The organism is Isoptericola nanjingensis (assembly GCF_050311635.1).
Lineage (GTDB): Bacteria > Actinomycetota > Actinomycetes > Actinomycetales > Cellulomonadaceae > Isoptericola > Isoptericola nanjingensis.
This window is the reverse complement of the sequence record NZ_JBNOZL010000008.1, coordinates 259,368-275,439: the sequence shown is the minus strand read 5'-3', so window position 1 is coordinate 275,439 and position 16,072 is coordinate 259,368. Positions and strand designations below refer to the sequence as shown.

The following is a 16,072-nucleotide window of genomic DNA, read 5'->3' as shown; positions in this document are numbered from 1 at the left end:
CCGCCGTCCGTCGCGCCCGGAAGGAGGCCGCGGCCTACTCCCGCCGCAGCCGCGCACCGACCTGCAGGTGCGCGCACGCCAGCACGACCGCCGCCCCGACGCCGACCTCGACGGCCACCATCGCGCCGGTGAGCAGGGGGTCCGCGCCCACGTGCGCCAGGCGTCCGGCACCGACCGCTCCCCCGGCCCAGTGCTGCAGCAGCCCGGTCGTGACGCCCGCGAGCAGCACCACGCCCGCGAGCACCTGGGCCAGGTCGGCCCAGCGGACCCGCTCGGGGTCGAGCCGCCGCCACGCGAACCAGCCCGCGAGCGCGCCGCATGCCACGACGGCGAGCGGGCCGGCGACCGCGGCCGTCGGGCCGGACCAGTCGGGGCCGGGCAGCGCGCCGAGCAGGGGCACGGCCGGCAGCGGGCCCGCCTCGGTCCCGCCCGGGGCGAACACGGTGTCCTGCCCGACGGCGAACCCCGGCCCGGCCAGCCACGACGTCGCCCACAGCACCAGGTTGGGCAGCAGCGCGAGCTGCGCGACGGCGAACACGATGCCGCCGATCCAGCCCGGGTCGAGGCCGGTCACCACGTCCTCCGACGTCGCCCGCCCCGCCACGACCCACACGAGGGTGAGCGCGGCCCCCAGCCCGGTCAGCGCGGCGAGCGCGACCGTGCCCGCCCGCAGGCCGAGCCGCGCGACGTCGGGCACCGCGCGGTCGAGCAGACCGCCGGGGACGACGACCTCGGGCCGGTCCGGCGGGACGAGGATGCCGAGCGCGGCGCCCGCCCCGCCCACGACGGCGCCGCCGAGCGCCGCGAGGCCGAGCCGGGGGGCGGCGGCCGCGAGCCCCTCGCCACCCGCCACACCGGCGGTCGCGGCCGCGAGGGCGACGGTCGCCGCCGCGTAGGTCACGGTCGCCGCGACCCAGGCGGACGGCATGGGCAGCGCAGAGCGCTTGACGGACACGTAGGTCGTGAACACGGCGAGGGCGCCGATGCCGAGCGGCACGAGCGTGATCACGCCGCCGCCCGCGTCGATCGGCACGCCGTGCCCCAGCAGCCACAGCCCCGTGGCGACGCCGACCGCCCCGGTCCAGGCGGAGTCCGGCGACCCGCCGAGCACCCCGACGACCGCGAGCAGCACGACGACCGCTCCGGACAGCACGACGCCCTGCACGGTGGCCCACGCGCCCGAGGTGGCCGCGGCGAAGCGCTCGCCCCCGCGGCCGAGGCGCCGCGCGGGGCCGTCGCCGTCGACGGTCCGGGCGGTGCGGGGTCGGGTGCCGGGTGGTGCGCTCACCGGCCCATCGTCACCCGCGCGCCGGGCAGAACCCGGCAGACACACAGACGGCGCCCGCCCCGGTGGGGGGACGGGCGCCGTCTGTGTGTCGTGCGCGGCGCCGGAGCGCCCTCAGGTCAGAGCGACTTGAGGATCTCGCGCATGAGCTCGGCGGTCTCGGACGGCGTCTTGCCGACCTTCACGCCCACGGCCTCGAGGGCCTCCTTCTTGGCCTGCGCGGTGCCCGCCGAGCCGGAGACGATGGCGCCGGCGTGGCCCATGGTCTTGCCCTCGGGGGCGGTGAAGCCGGCGACGTAGCCGACGACCGGCTTCGTCACGTGCTCCTTGATGTACGCGGCCGCCCGCTCCTCGGCGTCGCCGCCGATCTCGCCGATCATGACGATCGCCTGGGTCTCCGGGTCGTTCTCGAAGGCCTCGAGCGCGTCGATGTGCGTGGTGCCGATGACCGGGTCGCCGCCGATGCCGATGGCGGTCGAGAACCCGAGGTCCTTCAGCTCGTACATCATCTGGTAGGTCAGGGTGCCCGACTTCGACACGAGGCCGATCGGGCCCTTGCCCGTGATGGTGTGCGGCGTGATGCCGGCCAGCGACTCGCCCGGCGTGATGATGCCGGGGCAGTTCGGGCCGATCATGCGGGTCTTCTTGCCCTGGAGGTAGGCGAAGACCTCGGCCGAGTCCTGCACCGGGACGCCCTCGGTGATGACGACGATCAGCGGCATCTCGGCGTCGACGGCCTCGATGGCCGCGTCCTTCGTGAACGCCGGGGGCACGAACAGGACCGACACGTTCGCGCCGGTCTCCGCCATGGCCTCCTTGACGGTGCCGAAGACGGGCAGCGTGACGTCGTTGCCCTCGTGGTCCTTGTGGGTCACGGTGGTGCCGGCCTTGCGGGCGTTCACGCCGCCCACGATCTGCGCGCCGGAGTCGAGCATCAGGGCGGTGTGCTTGGCACCCATCCCGCCGGTGATGCCCTGGACGATGATCTTGCTGTCCTTGTTCAGGTAGATCGACATTGTTCTCGAATCTCTGCTTTCGACGTCGGCGGGGCGCTCAGAGGTGGGCGAGCTCGGCGGCCTTGGCCGCGCCGCCGTCCATGGTCTCGGCCAGGGTGACCAGCGGGTGGTTCGCCTCGCGCAGGATGGCGCGGCCGAGGTCCACGTTGTTGCCGTCGAGGCGCACGACCAGCGGCTTGGTGGCCTCGTCGCCGAGGATCTCCAGCGCGCCGACGATGCCCTTGGCGACCTCGTCGCAGGCGGTGATGCCGCCGAACACGTTGACGAACACGCTCTTGACCTGCGGGTCGTTGAGGATGACGTCGAGGCCGTTGGCCATGACCTGGGCGTTGGCGCCGCCGCCGATGTCGAGGAAGTTCGCCGGCTTCACGCCGCCGTGCTCCTCGCCGGCGTAGGCGACGACGTCGAGGGTGCTCATGACGAGCCCCGCGCCGTTGCCGATGATGCCGACCTCGCCGTCGAGCTTGACGTAGTTGAGGCCGTTCTCCTTGGCCTTGGCCTCCAGCGGGTCCGCCGCGGCCTTGTCCTCGAGCGCCTCGTGGTCCGGGTGACGCACCTCGGAGGCGTTGTCGTCGAGCGAGACCTTGCCGTCGAGGGCGACGATCGAGCCGTCCTCGGTGCGAACCAGCGGGTTCACCTCGACGAGCGTGGCGTCCTCGGCCGTGAAGACCGTCCAGAGCTTCTGGATGACGTCGGCGACCGGGGCCTTGAGGTCCTCGGCGAAGTTCGCGGCGTCGACGATCTCGCGGGCCTTGTCCGCGTCGATACCCACGATCGGGTCGACGGCGACGCGGGCGAGGGCCTCGGGCCGCTCGACGGCGAGCTGCTCGATCTCCATGCCGCCCTCGACGGAGCACATGGCGAGGTAGTTGCGGTTCGCGCGGTCCAGCAGCACGGAGAAGTAGAACTCCTCGGCGATCTTGGCACCCTGCGCGATCATCACGCGGTGGACCGTGTGGCCCTTGATGTCCATCCCGAGGATCTCGCCGGCCTTCTCCTCGGCCTCCGCCGGGGAGTGGGCGAGCTTGACGCCGCCGGCCTTGCCACGGCCACCGGTCTTCACCTGGGCCTTGACGACGACGGTCCCGCCGCCGAGCTTCTCTGCACCCGCGCGAGCCTCTTCGGGCGTCGTCGCGACGACGCCGCCGAGCACGGGCACGCCGTGCTTCTCGAAGATGTCGCGAGCCTGGTATTCGAACAGGTCCACCCTGCTGCGTCCTTCCATCGGTGGTGCCCCTGGGTCGGCAGAGGCCGGCACGAACGGATGTCTCGACATCAAGACATCCCCGAACAGGGTAGTCCGACCCGCACGACGCCGGGAACCGCGGCCCTGCAATCCCCCGCCGCAGGTGACCGATCCCACACGCCGCCGCCCGAGCGCGTCAACCGGGGTTGACAGAGGCGGGAGGCGTCAACCATAGTTGACGGCATGACGGAGAAGACGCTCGTCGGCGCGGCCGCCGGCGACGACCCCACGGAAGGGCTCCGCGCCGTCCGCGCGCTGCGCGACCTGGCGGACCGGCTCGAGACGCTCCAGGTGGAGCGCGCGCGACAGCTCGGCTGGTCGTGGCAGGACGTCGCGGACGCGCTGGGCGTGAGCAAGCAGGCGGTCCACAAGAAGCACGGCAGGAGGATCTGATGTTCGAGAGGTTCACGAAGGACGCCCGCGCCGCGGTGCAGGGCGCCGTGGAGGTCGCGGAGCGCGAACGCTCCGAGTCGATCGACACCCGGCACCTGGTGGTCACGCTCGCCGAGGGGGCAGGACGTGCGCCCGCCGCGCTGGAGGCCTGCGGCGTCCGGCCCGACGACGTCGCCGCGCTCGCCCGCGACGCCGTCCGACGGGGCGAGGTGCTCGACGCCGACGCCCTCTCGGCCGTCGGGATCGATCTCGACGCGGTCAGCCGGCGCGCCGACGAGACCTTCGGCGCGGGAGCGCTCGACCGTGCCGCCCGGCGCAGCACGCGACGGCGCAAGCACTGGCCGTTCACCGCCGACGCCCGCAAGGCGCTCGAGCTCTCGCTGCGCGAGGCGATCCGCCTCGGCGACAAGGGCATCGACGACCGCCACCTGCTCCTCGGCGTCCTGCGTGCCGACTGCCCCGGCGGCCGCCTCCTCGAGTCCGCGCTCCACGACGCCGGCAGCGACGTCGCCACCCTCCGCGCCGCCGCCGAGCAGGAGACCCGCGCAGCCTGACCCGCGCGAGCGCTCACGGCACCGGGTCTGCGCCCCGCGGCTCGGCGGTGGCGGTCAGGTAGGCGCGGCCGCGCGGCGACACGCGGTACCCGACCTCGAGGCTCTCGGTGAGGCCCAGCTCCTTGAGCCGGCGCACGCGGATCTTGAACGGGTCGCGCTCCATGCCCAGGCCCTCGGCGAGGGTGCGCGCGACGACGCCGGGTCGCGCCGCGATCAGCTCCAGGTAGGCGCGGGTCCACGGCTCGGGCGCGGCGCGGTCCATCCGCGCGAGGCGGGCTCGGATCGCGTCCACGGCCGCGGCGTCGAGATCGTCGTCCTCGCGCAGCGCGACCCGCGGGTCCGGGCCCGCCAGACGCAGGCCCACCCGGTACAGCTCGCCCTCGCCCCGGCGCTCGATCCAGGCCCGCGCGGCCGCCCCCGACCGGAACCCGGCGCCGCGGGCGGCGTCGTCGTCGACGTCCTCCGGCCCCACCGGGTCGACGGCCGTCACCTCGACCACGCCGACGCGCGTGCGCATCGTCGACCCCGGCCGCACCCGCACCACGGACCACCGGCGGTAGGTGTGCGAGACCGTCCCGTCGGCGAGCCCGCGCAGCGTCCTGGCGTCGAGCAGCACACCGTCACGATGCCAGCGCACCGCCCCGCCCGCGCGGCGACCCCGCGAGGGCCGTCAGAGCTTGGTGACCGGCGAGTAGCGCAGCAGCAGCCGCTTGGTGCCGTCGGCGCCGAAGTCGATCCGCGCGACGGAGTTCGGGCCGCTGCCCTCCAGCGAGACGACCGTGCCGAGGCCGTACGCGTCGTGCGTCACCTTGTCGCCGACGTCGAGCGACGGCACGTCCGCGTCCTTGCGCGGGGTGGCCGATCCGAAGGTCGCGCCCGTGCCCGCCGTCGTGCCCGCGTCCTTCGGGCGCCCGATCCGGCCCCCGACGCCCTCGGACGGCGACTTCCGCTGCGGCGACCAGGTGCCGCCCGACGAGCCGGCGCGGGCCCCGCCGCGCGCCGACCCTCCCCGTGCCTGACCGCCCCACGCGGACCCGCCGCGGCGCAGGTACTGGGTGGACGACTCGCGCCGCCGCCAGTCCCACAGCTCGTCGGGGACCTCCTCGAGGAACCGGCTGGGCGGGAACTCGTTGGGCGCCCCCCACGCGGAGCGCACCGCCGACCGGGAGATGTACAGCCGCTGCCGGGCGCGCGTGATCCCGACGTACGCCAGCCGCCGCTCCTCGGCGAGCTCGGAGTCGTCGTGCAGCGACCGCATGTGCGGGAACGTGCCGTCCTCCATGCCGGTGAGGAAGACGACGGGGAACTCGAGGCCCTTGGCGGTGTGCAGGGTCATGAGCGTGACGACGCCCTGGTCCTCCTTGGGCTCCTGCTCGGCCTCGCCGTCGGCCACGTCCTCGTCGGGGATCTGGTCGGCGTCCGCCACGAGCGACACGCGCTCGAGGAAGTCGGCCAGGTCGCCCTCCGGGTCCAGCTCGCTGAACTCCGCCGCGACGGCGTGCAGCTCGGCGAGGTTCTCCACGCGCGACGCGTCCTGCGGGTCGTCGGACGCGCGCAGCTCCGCGAGGTAGCCCGAGCGGTCCAGGACGGCGCCGAGGATCGTGGCGGGCGGCTCACCGTCGTCGACGAGGGCGCGCAGCTCGCGCATCATGTCGCGGAACGCCGTGAGCGGCTTGGACGTGCGGGAGGTCATGCCGCCGATCTCGTCGGCGCGCTCGAGCGCGGCCCCGAACGAGATCCGCTCCCGATCGGCGAACGACGCCACCAGCGACTCCGCCTTGTCCCCCAGCCCTCGCTTGGGCACGTTGAGCACGCGGCGCAGGTTCACGTCGTCGTCCGGGTTCGCCAGCGCCCGCAGGTAGGCGACGGCGTCCTTGACCTCGCGGCGCTCGTAGAACCGGGTGCCGCCCACCACCTTGTACGGCAGGCCGACGCGGATCAGCACCTCCTCCAGCGCGCGGGACTGCGCGTTGGTGCGGTAGAACACCGCGACGTCGCCGGGGCGCACCCCGTCCTTGTCGCCGAGGCGGTCGATCTCCTCGGCGACGAACCGCGCCTCGCCGTGCTCGTCGTCGGCCACGTAGCCGACGATCCTCTCCCCCGCGCCGGCGTCGGTCCACAGCCGCTTGGGCTTGCGGTCCGGGTTGCGCGAGATGACGGAGTTCGCGGCCGTGAGGATCGTCTGGGTGGAGCGGTAGTTCTGCTCCAGCAGGATCGTCGTGGCGTCCGGGTAGTCCTCCTCGAACTCCACGATGTTGCGGATCGTGGCGCCGCGGAACGCGTAGATCGACTGGTCGGCGTCGCCGACGACGGTGAGCTCGGCCGGGTCCAGGCCGTCGACGCCGGGCCCGTCCACCGTCGCGCCGGCCAGCTCGCGCACCAGCATGTACTGCGCGTGGTTGGTGTCCTGGTACTCGTCCACCAGGATGTGCCGGAACCGGCGGCGGTAGTGCTCCGCGACGTTCGGGAACGCCTGCAGCAGGTTCACCGTCGTCATGATGATGTCGTCGAAGTCGAGCGCGTTCGCCTGCGCCAGCCGCTGCTGGTAGCGCCGGTAGACGTCCGCCAGCACGGTGTCGAACTCCGGTGCCTGCGCCGGCAGCGAGCCCGACGACGCCGCGCGGGCCGCGCGCTCGCGCCAGCCCTCCTCCGTGGCGTCGGCGCCCGTCCTCTGCGCGTACGCGTCGGGGTCGATCAGCTCGTTCTTGAGGTCGCTGATCTTGTGCGCCAGCGACCGCGCCGGGTACTTCTTCGCGTCGAGGTCGAGCTCGCGCGTCACCAGCGTGATGAGGCGCTGGCTGTCCGCCGCGTCGTAGATGGAGAAGCTGGAGCGCAGGCCGAGCGTCTTGGCCTCCTTGCGGAGGATCCGGACGCACGCGGAGTGGAACGTCGAGACCCACATCCGCCCGCCCGCCGGGCCCACCAGGTGCTCGACGCGCTCGCGCATCTCCGCCGCGGCCTTGTTGGTGAACGTGATCGCGAGGATCTCCCCCGCCCGGGCCCGGCCGGTGGCCAGCAGGTAGGCGATGCGGTGCGTGAGCACGCGCGTCTTGCCCGACCCGGCGCCCGCGACGATGAGCAGGGGCGAGCCCGCGTGCTCGACGGCGGCCCGCTGCTGCGGGTTCAGCCCCTCCAGCAGGGCCTCCGGGTCCAGGTGCGAGAACGCCCCGCGCGAGCGCGGCCGACCCTCGCCCGACCCGCCGTCGTGGGCGCCGTCGTGGGCCTCGGCCGCGGCGTCGCGCACCCAGGCGGGCGCGCCCGACGCCGGGTCGGCGGCGTCGTCGTCCCAGCGCGGGGCGGTGGACGGCAGGCGTGCCGTGTCGTCCTTCGCGGCATGGTCGAACCCGGGCAGGGACAGGCTGTCGAACAGGGAGGTCATCGTGGACCAAGCCTAGGCTCCGCGGCCGACACCCGAGAACGGGCGCGCCCTGCCCGCCGCTCACCATAGAACCGCGCGGGGGGCTTGCCGCAAGGCCCCCGTCGCGCCCGAGACTGACCCGTCAGGCGAGCGACGCAGGGGGTTCACGATGCACGACGTGGCGGTGATCGGCGGCGGCCCGACGGGGCTCATGCTGGCGGGCGAGCTGCGCCTCGCGGGGGCGGACGTCGTCGTCCTCGAGCGACGCGACTCGCAGGACCTCGTCGGCTCGCGCGGCGGCGGGATCCACGCCCGCACGATCGAGCTGCTCGACCAGCGCGGCATCGCCGACCGGTTCCTCGCCGAGGGGACCACGATCACCGCGGTGACGTTCGGCGGCACGCGCCTCTCCCTGGCGGGCCTGCCCACGCGCCACCCGTACACGCTGGCGCTGTTCCAGAACCGCATCGAGCGGCTGCTCCTCGCGTGGGCCCAGGAGGTGGGCGTCCCGGTCCGGCGCGGCGTCGAGGTCGAGGGCGTGGTGCAGGACGACGACGGCGTCGACGTGCTGCTCCGTGCGGGCGACCCGGTGCGGGCGCGATACGTCGTGGGCGCCGACGGCGGTCGCAGCGTCGTGCGGAGGGCCGCCGGCATCGACCTCGTCGGTCCGGACGCGACCCGCACCACCCTCATCGCCGACGTCCAGGTGGACGGGGACCTGCAGCGCACCGGGACCGTCGACGAGCGCGGCCCGCACGGCCTCCACCGGACGGACGACGGCACCGTGCGCGTGGTGCTGACCGAGGCGGCGCCGTCGACCGACGAGCCCACCCTCGACGACCTGCGGCGGGGCCTGGTCGAGGTGTTCGGCACGGACTTCGGCGTGCGCGACCCCACGTGGCTGTCGAGGTTCACCGACGCCACCCGCCAGGCCGCGTCGTACCGCGCGGGCCGCGTGCTGCTCGCGGGCGACGCGGCACACGTGCACTCCCCGACGGGCGGGCAGGGTATCGGGCTCGGCCTCCAGGACGCCGTGAACCTCGGCTGGAAGCTCGGCCAGGTGGTCCGTGGGGTGTCGGACGACGCGCTCCTCGACTCGTATCACGCGGAGCGGCACCCCGCGGGCGCCCGCGCGCTCGGCTACACGATGGCGCAGTCCCTGTTCCAGCGCGCCGACCCGCGGCCTACGACCTCGGCGAGGGACACCCGCTGCTGGGGCGGCGGGTGCCGGACCTGGACCTGGCGGGGATCGCTCCGGCAGCCCGGGTGTTCGAGCTGCTGCACCCGGCCCGGCCCGTGCTCCTGGAGCTCGGCGGCCCGCCGCTCGACGTCGGCGCGTGGGCCGACCGGGTCCGGCACGTCCGGGCCACGACCACCGGCCCGTGGGTGCTGCCGTTGCTCGGCGAGGTGCCCGCGCCGAGCGGCGTCCTGGTGCGCCCGGACGGCCATGTCGCCTGGGTCGGCGAGGGCGCGACGGACGGGCTCGCCGAGGCGATGTCCGCCTGGTGCGGGCGGCCCTACCGACGCAGCCGCATCGGCGTGTGCGGGATGTCGTCCTCCAGGTACTCGGGCCCGTCGGGGGCGAAACCGAACCGCCCGTAGAAGCCGGTCAGCGGCGACTGCGCGCCGAGGACGACGTCGGCCTCCGGTGCGGCGGCGGTGGCGACCTCCACCGCGGCGCGCATGAGCACGCCCGACGCCCCCGAGCCGCGCACGTCCGGGTGGCACACGACGCGGCCGATGCGCTGCACGTCGCCGTCGTCGAGCACCCGCGCCGTCGCGACGACGCGGCCGCCCCCGTCGCCGTCGAGCAGGACGACGTGCCGCGCCGTGGGCTCGGCGTCCCGGCCGTCCAGGTCGGGGTACGCGCACTCCTGCTCGACGACGAACACGTCCTGCCGCAGCCGCCACGCCGCGTACGCGGTCCGCGCGTCCAGCTCGTCGAGCGTCGCGACGCGCACCGTCCACCGGTCGTCGTGCCGCTGCCGGGCGTCCTGCTGGGTCATGGTTCCTCCGAGCTGCCGTGCCTGCCGCCCGACACCCTAAGCCGCGCGCCGATGAGATCCGCCCCCGGCGGCCGTCCCACCCGTACCGCACCCGGCGCGACCGGCGCCGGGTCGTCGCCCGAGGAGGAACCACCGTGGCCGCAGCACGATTCACCGGGGTCCACACCGTCGCGGTCCCCGTCCGCGACCAGGACGCCGCGCTCGCCTTCTACACCGGGCCGCTGGGGTTCGAGGTCCGCTTCGACGCCGAGCTGCAGCCCGGCTTCCGGTGGGTCGACGTCGCCGCGCCGGGCGTCGCGACGTCGCTCGCGCTGGTGCGGGCGGGCGACGCGCTGCCCGCCGGCGTCGACACCGGGATCCGCCTCGTCACGCCGGACGCCCGGGCCGCCCACGAGGCCCTGACCGACGCGGGGGCCGACGTCGGGGACCTCCTGCTGTGGGAGCAGGCGCCGCCGATGTTCGAGTTCCGGGACCCGGACGGCAACACGCTGTACGTCACCGAGAGCTCGGCAGCCTGACCGGCGCGGGCTCGCGGCGGGGCCCGTCGGCGCGCGAGACTCCTGCGCATGACCGTGCTGCGCTCGATCCTGCTCTTCCTCGCCGCCGCCGTCTTCGAGATCGGGGGCGCCTGGCTCGTGTGGCAGGGGGTGCGCGAGCACCGCGGCTGGATCTGGATCGGCGCGGGCGTCGTCGCCCTCGGCGCGTACGGCTTCTTCGCGAGCCTGCAGCCGGACGCGAGCTTCGGCCGCATCCTCGCCGCGTACGGCGGGGTCTTCGTGGCCGGGTCGCTCGTCTGGGGCATGGTCGTCGACGGGTTCCGGCCCGACCGCTGGGACGTCACCGGTGCGCTGCTCTGCCTCGCCGGCGTCGCGGTGATCATGTACGCCCCACGTCACGGCGTCGCGTGAGCCGCCACGCCGGGTCGCGGCACGGGAGTCGCGCGCCGGCTCAGGTGAGGACGAGCCCGACCACCCACGCGAGAGTGGCCACGACGCCGCCCGCGAGCTGCACGCCGATCGTGATGAGCGTGGCCTTGAGCGCCGCGCGCGTGGCGGTCCAGGCGACGGCCGCGTCGCGCCGTCGGGCCAGCTCCACGAGGAAGACGGCCCCGGCGAAGAAGAGGAAGAGCCCGACCACGGGCACCACGAAGAACCCGACCACCCCCGCGACGCCCGCCAGCGCGAGCGTGCCCCAGGGCACGTCGGCCCGGCGCATGTGACGCCCCGCGAGCAGCCACTGACCGGTCTCGGCGGCCACGACCGCCAGGGCGGCGACGGCGAAGCACACCCACGCCGTCGTGCCGCCGGTGACCCACGCCCACACGAGGATGCTCCCCAGCACGAGCACGTTGCCGGGGAGCACCTGGACGACGATGCCGACCAGGCCGACGGCGATCGCCAGCCCGACCAGCACCTCCCCCAGGACGCTCATCGCGACCGACCCGGGGCCACGTGGACGGTCACCAGAAGACTGCGACCAGGATGTTGACCAGCGTCAGGGCGCCTATCGAGTGCTTGAGGCCGGGGGCCACGGCACCCGTGCCGTTGTCGCCCTTCGAGCCCTGCCGCTTGGCGACGAACGCGAGCACGGCGATGATCAGCGCGATCACGAGCTTGACGCCGATCTTGGCCATGCTGGGGCCTCCGTCGGCCCACAGGTCGCCCATCTCGGCGATGCCGACCATGAGGATGCCGGCGACGAGGGCGGTCGCGGCGCCGTGGAAGACCCCGCGGTAGAGGCCGGGGCTCTTGATCGACGCGATGTAGCCACCGAGGACGATCGCCCAGCCCACGAAGTGGAGCGCGACGAAGACGTGGTAGAGGAACTCCATGCGGGCAGCCTAGCCGCGCGCGGAGCGGGATCTGACACCGGTGTCCGCAACCGGTCACACATCACACCCGGACAGACCTCCGCAAGCCGGCCCCGCATCGTCCCACCATGTGGTCCCACCATGTGGACGTCGTCTCGCGCGCCGGCGCCCGGAGCGGTTACGGTCATCCCCATGACCACGGCCGCGCACCGCCTCCTCGTGACGACTCGTCACGAGATGCCGGCGTGCGCGCGTCGCAGCATGCGCAGCTGTCTGTGCTGCTGTCGCTGATCGCGCCCTACCTCAGCCCCGCCGCGGACCCGCGGCTCCTGAGCACCGGCGCGCGCCGTCGGTCCTCGGCCCACCCCCGCTGAGTCGCTCGTCGTCGCGCGTCCCGCCCCCGAGGACCCGAGGAACTCCCCCAGATGACGACGCAGACCACCGCACCCGCCCCGACCAGCGACGACGCCCCCGCCCGCGTCCGCCCCCCGCGCGCGACGCGGCCGAACGGGCAGTGGAAGGTCGACGGCACCGATCCCCTCAACCACAACGAGGTCTTCAAGCAGGAGGCGGCACCGCTCGGCGTCCGCGAGCGCATCGAGTCGACCTATGCGCGCGAGGGCTTCGACTCGATCACCGACGACGACCTGCACGGCCGCTTCCGCTGGTGGGGCCTGTACACGCAGCGCAAGCCCGGGATCGACGGCGGCCGCACCGCGACGCTCGAGCCGCACGAGCTCGAGGACCGGTACTTCATGCTCCGCGTCCGCTCGGACGGCCAGCCCCTGTCGCCCGCCGCCCTGCGGGTGCTCGGCGGCATCTCGGCCGACTTCGGGCGCGGCTCTGCCGACATCACCGACCGGCAGAACATCCAGTACCACTGGATCGAGATCGAGAGCATGCCGGAGATCTGGCGCCGCCTCGACACCGTGGGCCTGGAGACCACCACGGCCTGCGGCGACTCCCCCCGCGGCTTCCTCGGCAGCCCGGTGGCGGGCATCGCGGCCGACGAGATCATCGACCCCACCCCCGTGATCCTCGAGATCAAGCGCCGCTACATCGGCGACCCGGAGCTGGCCAACCTGCCCCGCAAGTTCAAGACGGCGATCACCGGCCACCCGAGCCTCGACGTGGTGCACGAGATCAACGACATCTCGCTGGTCGGCGTCGTGCACCCCGAGCTCGGCCCCGGCTACGACCTGTGGGTGGGCGGCGCGCTGTCCACCACGCCGCGGCTCGGCGAGCGGCTCGGCGTCTTCGTCACCGAGGAGCAGGCGCCCGACGTCTGGCACGGCGTCATCCGCATCTTCCGCGACTACGGCTACCGGCGGCTGCGCAACAAGGCCCGCCTGAAGTTCCTCCTCGCCGACTGGGGCACGGAGAAGTTCCGCGAGGTGCTGGAGAGCGAGTACCTCGGGTACGCGCTGCCCGACGGCCCGGCCCCCGCGCCGGCCACCCGGCCCGGCGACCACGTCGGCGTGCACGAGCAGAAGGACGGCCGGTTCTACGTGGGCGCGGCCCCCGTCGTCGGGCGGGTCGGCGGCAACACCCTCACCGGGCTGGCCGACCTCATCGAGCGGGTCGGCGCGGACTCCGCCCGGCTCACCGCGCACCAGAAGGTCGTGATCCTGGGCGTGCCCGCCGACCGCGTCGACGAGCTGCTGGACGGGCTGGAGCCCCTCGGCCTCACCGCCCGACCGAGCCTGTTCCGCCGCTCGACGATCGCCTGCACCGGCATCGAGTTCTGCAAGCTCGCCATCGTCGACACCAAGGACACGGCGGCGCGCGTGATCGGCGAGCTCGAGGACCGGCTGGGCGACGTCACCGGGCGTCTCGACCGGCCCATCGAGCTCAACGTCAACGGCTGCCCCAACTCCTGCGCCCGCATCCAGACCGCCGACATCGGGCTGAAGGGCCAGATCATCACGGTCGACGGCGAGCAGATGCCCGGCTTCCAGGTGCACCTGGGCGGCGGCCTGGTCGGCGAGGGGCGCGACGCCGGCGGGCTGGGCCGCACGGTGCGCGGCCTCAAGGTGCCGGCGTCGGAGGTCGGCGACTACGTGGAGCGCGTCGTACGGCGGTACGACGCCGAGCACGACGGCGGCGAGACGTTCGCCCAGTGGGCGCACCGGGCCGACGAGGAGGCCTTGCGGTGACCGCCGTCGAGATCGCCTCCCCGGTGACGCTGCTCGCGTCCCCGGCCGGCGGCGGCCGGCTCGCCGAGGTGCGGGCCCGGGCGGCGGCGCGCGAGGAGTCGCGCCAGGCCAGGCAGCGCGCGCGTGCGTCCCGGCACCGGCGCTCGGTCGAGGAGCTGCGCCACGTCGTCGAGCGCGGTCAGGCGCAGCTGCACGCCGACGGCGACCGCCCCGAGGCCACGGCCGTGGAGGTCGTCGCCTGGGCGGTGCGCGAGTTCGGCCCGTACCTCGCGGTCGCGTCGTCGATGCAGGACCTCGTGCTCGCCCACCTGGTCTCCCGGCAGCTCCCGTTCGTCGACGTGCTGTTCGGCGACACCGGCTACCACTTCGCGGAGACGCTCGGCACGCGCGGCGCCGTCGAGATCGAGATGGACGTGGACGTGGTCGACGTCCGCCCCGCGCTCACCGTCGCCGAGCAGGACGCGCAGCACGGCCCCCGCCTGCACGACCGGGACCCCGAGGCCTGCTGCGCCATGCGTAAGGTGGCTCCCATGCGGCAGGCCCTGCAGGGCTACGAGGCCTGGGCGACCGGCGTCCGCCGCGGCGAGACCGCGGCCCGCGCGAACGCGCCCCTGGTCTCGTTCGACGAGCGCAACGGCGTCGTGAAGATCAACCCCCTCGCGGCCTGGACCGACGAGGAGGTCCAGGAGTACGCCCGGACGCACGGCGTGGTGGTGAACCCGCTGCTCAGCGACGGGTACCCGTCCGTGGGCTGCGAGCCCTGCACCCAGCGGGTCGAGGCCGGGCAGGACGCCCGCGCCGGTCGCTGGGCCGGCCGGGACAAGGACGAGTGCGGGCTGCACGTATGAGCCGCCGCAGCACGTCCTCGAACGGGTCGCGCTCCGCCCGCCCCGCCCCGCCGCACGACACGTACCCGCTGGGCCTGCGGGTCGGTGGCCGCCTCGTCATCGTCGTGGGCGGCGGCCCCGTGGCGCTGCGCCGCGTGCGCGGACTGCTCGCCGCGGGGGCCCGCGTGCGCGTGATCGCGCCCGACGTCGTGCCCGAGCTCGCCTCGCTCGTCTCCGCGGGCGCGATCGAACGGATCACCCGCGGGTACTGCGACGGCGACCTCGACGGCGCGTGGCTGGTGCACACCGCCACCGGCGACCCCGACGTGGACGCCCGCGTGGCCGGCGACGCCGAGCTGCTGCGGACCTTCTGCGTCACCGCGGGCGACGCCGAGCTCGGCTCCGCGTGGGTGCCCGCCGTGGCGCGCACCCCCGTGACGGACGCCGCCGGCCGGCCCGCGGGCGACCTCGCCGTGGCCGTCACCGCGGGGCGCGACCCGCGCCGCGCCGTGCGGGTGCGCGACGCCGTCGTGGCCGGGCTCGACGACGGCAGCCTGCCGTTGCGTGCCGTGCGCCCCGCGGGCGACGACGACGGCCGCGCGACGCGCCCGGGCCGCGTCGCGCTCGTGGGCGGCGGCCCCGGGGACGCGGGCCTCATCACCGTGCACGGGCGGCGGCTGCTCGCCGCGGCGCACGTCGTCGTCGTCGACCGCCTGGCACCGCGCTCCCTGCTGGCCGGGCTGGCCGACGACGTCGAGGTGGTCGACGTCGGCAAGACGTCCGGGCACCATCCCGTGCCGCAGGAGGAGATCACCGCGCTGCTGGTGCGGCACGCGCTCGCCGGACGCGACGTGGTGCGCCTCAAGGGCGGAGACCCGTACGTCTTCGGCCGCGGCGGCGAGGAGCTGGACGCCTGCCGCGCCGCCGGGATCGAGGTGGAGGTCGTGCCCGGCGTGACGTCGGCCGTCTCCGTGCCGGCGGCGGCCGGCATCCCGGTCACGCACCGGGGTCTCGCCCGCGGGTTCAGCGTGCTCACCGGGCACGACGACGTCGGCCAGGTCCCGGGCGGTACCGACCACACGCTCGTGCTGCTCATGGGCGTCACCCGGCTCGCGGACACCGCCCGCGCCCTCGTCGCGGCGGGACGTCCGGCGGACACGCCCGTCGCCGTCGTGGAGGACGGGTTCGGCGCCCGTCAGCGCACCACCGTCGGCACCCTCGCCGACATCGCCGACCGGGCGCGTGCCGTGGGCGTGCAGGCGCCGGCCGTGACCGTCGTGGGCGACGTCGTGCGACGCAGCCCGGCGTGGACGGGGCCGGCGTCCTCCCACGGCTCCGCTCACACTGTCGCAGCGCCGGCGGTGAGGTCGTCGTGACGACCGTTCACGCGGGCGCAACGTCGCAGGACGCCGCCCGCCCTA

General features: G+C 74.7%; 16 protein-coding genes and 1 pseudogene. 9 read left to right on the top strand and 8 right to left on the bottom strand.

Going from position 1 to position 16,072, the window contains the following annotated elements; translation table 11 throughout:
• Positions 1-34 precede the first annotated feature (34 nt).
• The 3 genes from ACQP6G_RS17585 to sucC form a co-directional block, all read right to left on the bottom strand.
• Positions 35-1,288 (bottom strand): cell division protein PerM, encoded by a 1,254-nt coding sequence (locus ACQP6G_RS17585; protein WP_429766181.1) that lies wholly within the window; start codon positions 1,286-1,288, stop codon positions 35-37.
• A 116-nt stretch (positions 1,289-1,404) separates the two neighbouring features.
• The gene (gene sucD, locus ACQP6G_RS17580; RefSeq protein ID WP_429766179.1) at positions 1,405-2,301 is read right to left on the bottom strand and encodes a succinate--CoA ligase subunit alpha; all 897 of its coding nucleotides are present in this window, start codon (positions 2,299-2,301) and stop codon (positions 1,405-1,407) included.
• Between the two features lie 37 nt (positions 2,302-2,338).
• A complete protein-coding gene (gene sucC, locus ACQP6G_RS17575; RefSeq protein ID WP_429766177.1) occupies positions 2,339-3,508 on the bottom strand; it encodes an ADP-forming succinate--CoA ligase subunit beta in 1,170 nt (389 codons plus the stop codon).
• Positions 3,509-3,730: 222 nt separating this feature from the next.
• Between sucC and ACQP6G_RS17570 the strand changes: the two genes are divergently transcribed.
• Together ACQP6G_RS17570 and ACQP6G_RS17565 are read left to right on the top strand one after the other, a co-directional pair.
• Positions 3,731-3,940 carry an RNA polymerase subunit sigma-70 gene (locus ACQP6G_RS17570; RefSeq protein WP_429727962.1) on the top strand — a complete coding sequence of 70 codons (210 nt, stop codon included), beginning with the start codon at positions 3,731-3,733 and terminating at the stop codon, positions 3,938-3,940.
• The gene (locus tag ACQP6G_RS17565) at positions 3,940-4,494 is read left to right on the top strand and encodes a Clp protease N-terminal domain-containing protein (RefSeq protein WP_429766175.1); all 555 of its coding nucleotides are present in this window, start codon (positions 3,940-3,942) and stop codon (positions 4,492-4,494) included. The genes ACQP6G_RS17570 and ACQP6G_RS17565 overlap by 1 nt, the downstream gene beginning before the upstream one ends.
• A 13-nt stretch (positions 4,495-4,507) precedes the next feature.
• Here the strand turns inward: ACQP6G_RS17565 and ACQP6G_RS17560 are convergent, their stop codons facing one another.
• Positions 4,508-5,110 (bottom strand): hypothetical protein, encoded by a 603-nt coding sequence (locus ACQP6G_RS17560; protein WP_429766174.1) that lies wholly within the window; start codon positions 5,108-5,110, stop codon positions 4,508-4,510.
• Positions 5,111-5,164: 54 nt separating this feature from the next.
• Positions 5,165-7,873, bottom strand: a complete 2,709-nt coding sequence (locus ACQP6G_RS17555) for a UvrD-helicase domain-containing protein (protein WP_429766172.1) — start codon at positions 7,871-7,873, stop codon at positions 5,165-5,167.
• Positions 7,874-8,021: 148 nt separating this feature from the next.
• Here ACQP6G_RS17555 and ACQP6G_RS17550 point away from each other — a divergent pair.
• A pseudogene (locus tag ACQP6G_RS17550) lies at positions 8,022-8,927 on the top strand (FAD-dependent monooxygenase); the annotation flags it as partial.
• 149 nt (positions 8,928-9,076) lie between these two features.
• Complete coding sequence (locus ACQP6G_RS17545; RefSeq protein WP_429766171.1) at positions 9,077-9,454, top strand: aromatic-ring hydroxylase C-terminal domain-containing protein; 378 nt, start codon at positions 9,077-9,079, stop codon at positions 9,452-9,454.
• On the opposite strand, the gene ACQP6G_RS17540 is transcribed toward ACQP6G_RS17545, so the two are convergent.
• Positions 9,370-9,858 (bottom strand): GNAT family N-acetyltransferase, encoded by a 489-nt coding sequence (locus ACQP6G_RS17540; protein WP_429766169.1) that lies wholly within the window; start codon positions 9,856-9,858, stop codon positions 9,370-9,372. The two genes, ACQP6G_RS17545 and ACQP6G_RS17540, sit on opposite strands and share 85 nt — an antisense overlap.
• Before the next feature lie 134 nt (positions 9,859-9,992).
• On the opposite strand from ACQP6G_RS17540, the gene ACQP6G_RS17535 reads away from it, so the two are divergent.
• Positions 9,993-10,376, top strand: coding sequence for a VOC family protein (locus ACQP6G_RS17535; RefSeq protein WP_429766167.1), 384 nt, complete (start codon positions 9,993-9,995; stop codon positions 10,374-10,376).
• A gap of 48 nt (positions 10,377-10,424) precedes the next feature.
• Positions 10,425-10,766: a YnfA family protein gene (locus ACQP6G_RS17530; protein ID WP_429766165.1), complete on the top strand. Its 342-nt coding sequence runs from the start codon at positions 10,425-10,427 to the stop codon at positions 10,764-10,766.
• A 40-nt stretch (positions 10,767-10,806) separates the two neighbouring features.
• Here the strand turns inward: ACQP6G_RS17530 and ACQP6G_RS17525 are convergent, their stop codons facing one another.
• Both ACQP6G_RS17525 and ACQP6G_RS17520 read right to left on the bottom strand, forming a co-directional pair.
• On the bottom strand, positions 10,807-11,289 hold the full coding sequence (locus tag ACQP6G_RS17525; RefSeq protein ID WP_429766164.1) for a DUF456 domain-containing protein: 483 nt from the start codon (positions 11,287-11,289) through the stop codon (positions 10,807-10,809).
• A 28-nt stretch (positions 11,290-11,317) separates the two neighbouring features.
• Positions 11,318-11,689 (bottom strand): hypothetical protein, encoded by a 372-nt coding sequence (locus ACQP6G_RS17520; protein ID WP_429766163.1) that lies wholly within the window; start codon positions 11,687-11,689, stop codon positions 11,318-11,320.
• A gap of 404 nt (positions 11,690-12,093) precedes the next feature.
• Between ACQP6G_RS17520 and ACQP6G_RS17515 the strand changes: the two genes are divergently transcribed.
• The 3 genes from ACQP6G_RS17515 to cobA are packed head-to-tail and all read left to right on the top strand — an operon-like array spanning position 12,094 to position 16,027.
• Positions 12,094-13,824: a nitrite/sulfite reductase gene (locus ACQP6G_RS17515; RefSeq protein WP_429766162.1), complete on the top strand. Its 1,731-nt coding sequence runs from the start codon at positions 12,094-12,096 to the stop codon at positions 13,822-13,824.
• Positions 13,821-14,672: a phosphoadenylyl-sulfate reductase gene (locus tag ACQP6G_RS17510; protein ID WP_429766160.1), complete on the top strand. Its 852-nt coding sequence runs from the start codon at positions 13,821-13,823 to the stop codon at positions 14,670-14,672. The genes ACQP6G_RS17515 and ACQP6G_RS17510 overlap by 4 nt, the downstream gene beginning before the upstream one ends.
• Positions 14,669-16,027: a uroporphyrinogen-III C-methyltransferase gene (gene cobA / locus ACQP6G_RS17505; protein ID WP_429766159.1), complete on the top strand. Its 1,359-nt coding sequence runs from the start codon at positions 14,669-14,671 to the stop codon at positions 16,025-16,027. Before ACQP6G_RS17510 ends, cobA begins: the two co-directional genes overlap by 4 nt.
• Positions 16,028-16,072: the final 45 nt, after the last annotated feature.

Excerpts from the sequence above, each read along its gene's own strand:
- ACQP6G_RS17515 (WP_429766162.1), top strand. The coding sequence starts at position 12,094 with ATGACGACGCAGACCACCGCACCCGCCCCGACCAGCGACGACGCCCCC.
- sucD (WP_429766179.1), bottom strand. The coding sequence starts at position 2,301 with ATGTCGATCTACCTGAACAAGGACAGCAAGATCATCGTCCAGGGCATC.
- cobA (WP_429766159.1), top strand. The coding sequence starts at position 14,669 with ATGAGCCGCCGCAGCACGTCCTCGAACGGGTCGCGCTCCGCCCGCCCC.
- ACQP6G_RS17520 (WP_429766163.1), bottom strand. The coding sequence starts at position 11,689 with ATGGAGTTCCTCTACCACGTCTTCGTCGCGCTCCACTTCGTGGGCTGG.
- ACQP6G_RS17530 (WP_429766165.1), top strand. The coding sequence starts at position 10,425 with ATGACCGTGCTGCGCTCGATCCTGCTCTTCCTCGCCGCCGCCGTCTTC.
- ACQP6G_RS17525 (WP_429766164.1), bottom strand. The coding sequence starts at position 11,289 with ATGAGCGTCCTGGGGGAGGTGCTGGTCGGGCTGGCGATCGCCGTCGGC.
- ACQP6G_RS17565 (WP_429766175.1), top strand. The coding sequence starts at position 3,940 with ATGTTCGAGAGGTTCACGAAGGACGCCCGCGCCGCGGTGCAGGGCGCC.
- ACQP6G_RS17540 (WP_429766169.1), bottom strand. The coding sequence starts at position 9,858 with ATGACCCAGCAGGACGCCCGGCAGCGGCACGACGACCGGTGGACGGTG.
- ACQP6G_RS17555 (WP_429766172.1), bottom strand. The coding sequence starts at position 7,873 with ATGACCTCCCTGTTCGACAGCCTGTCCCTGCCCGGGTTCGACCATGCC.
- ACQP6G_RS17570 (WP_429727962.1), top strand. The coding sequence starts at position 3,731 with ATGACGGAGAAGACGCTCGTCGGCGCGGCCGCCGGCGACGACCCCACG.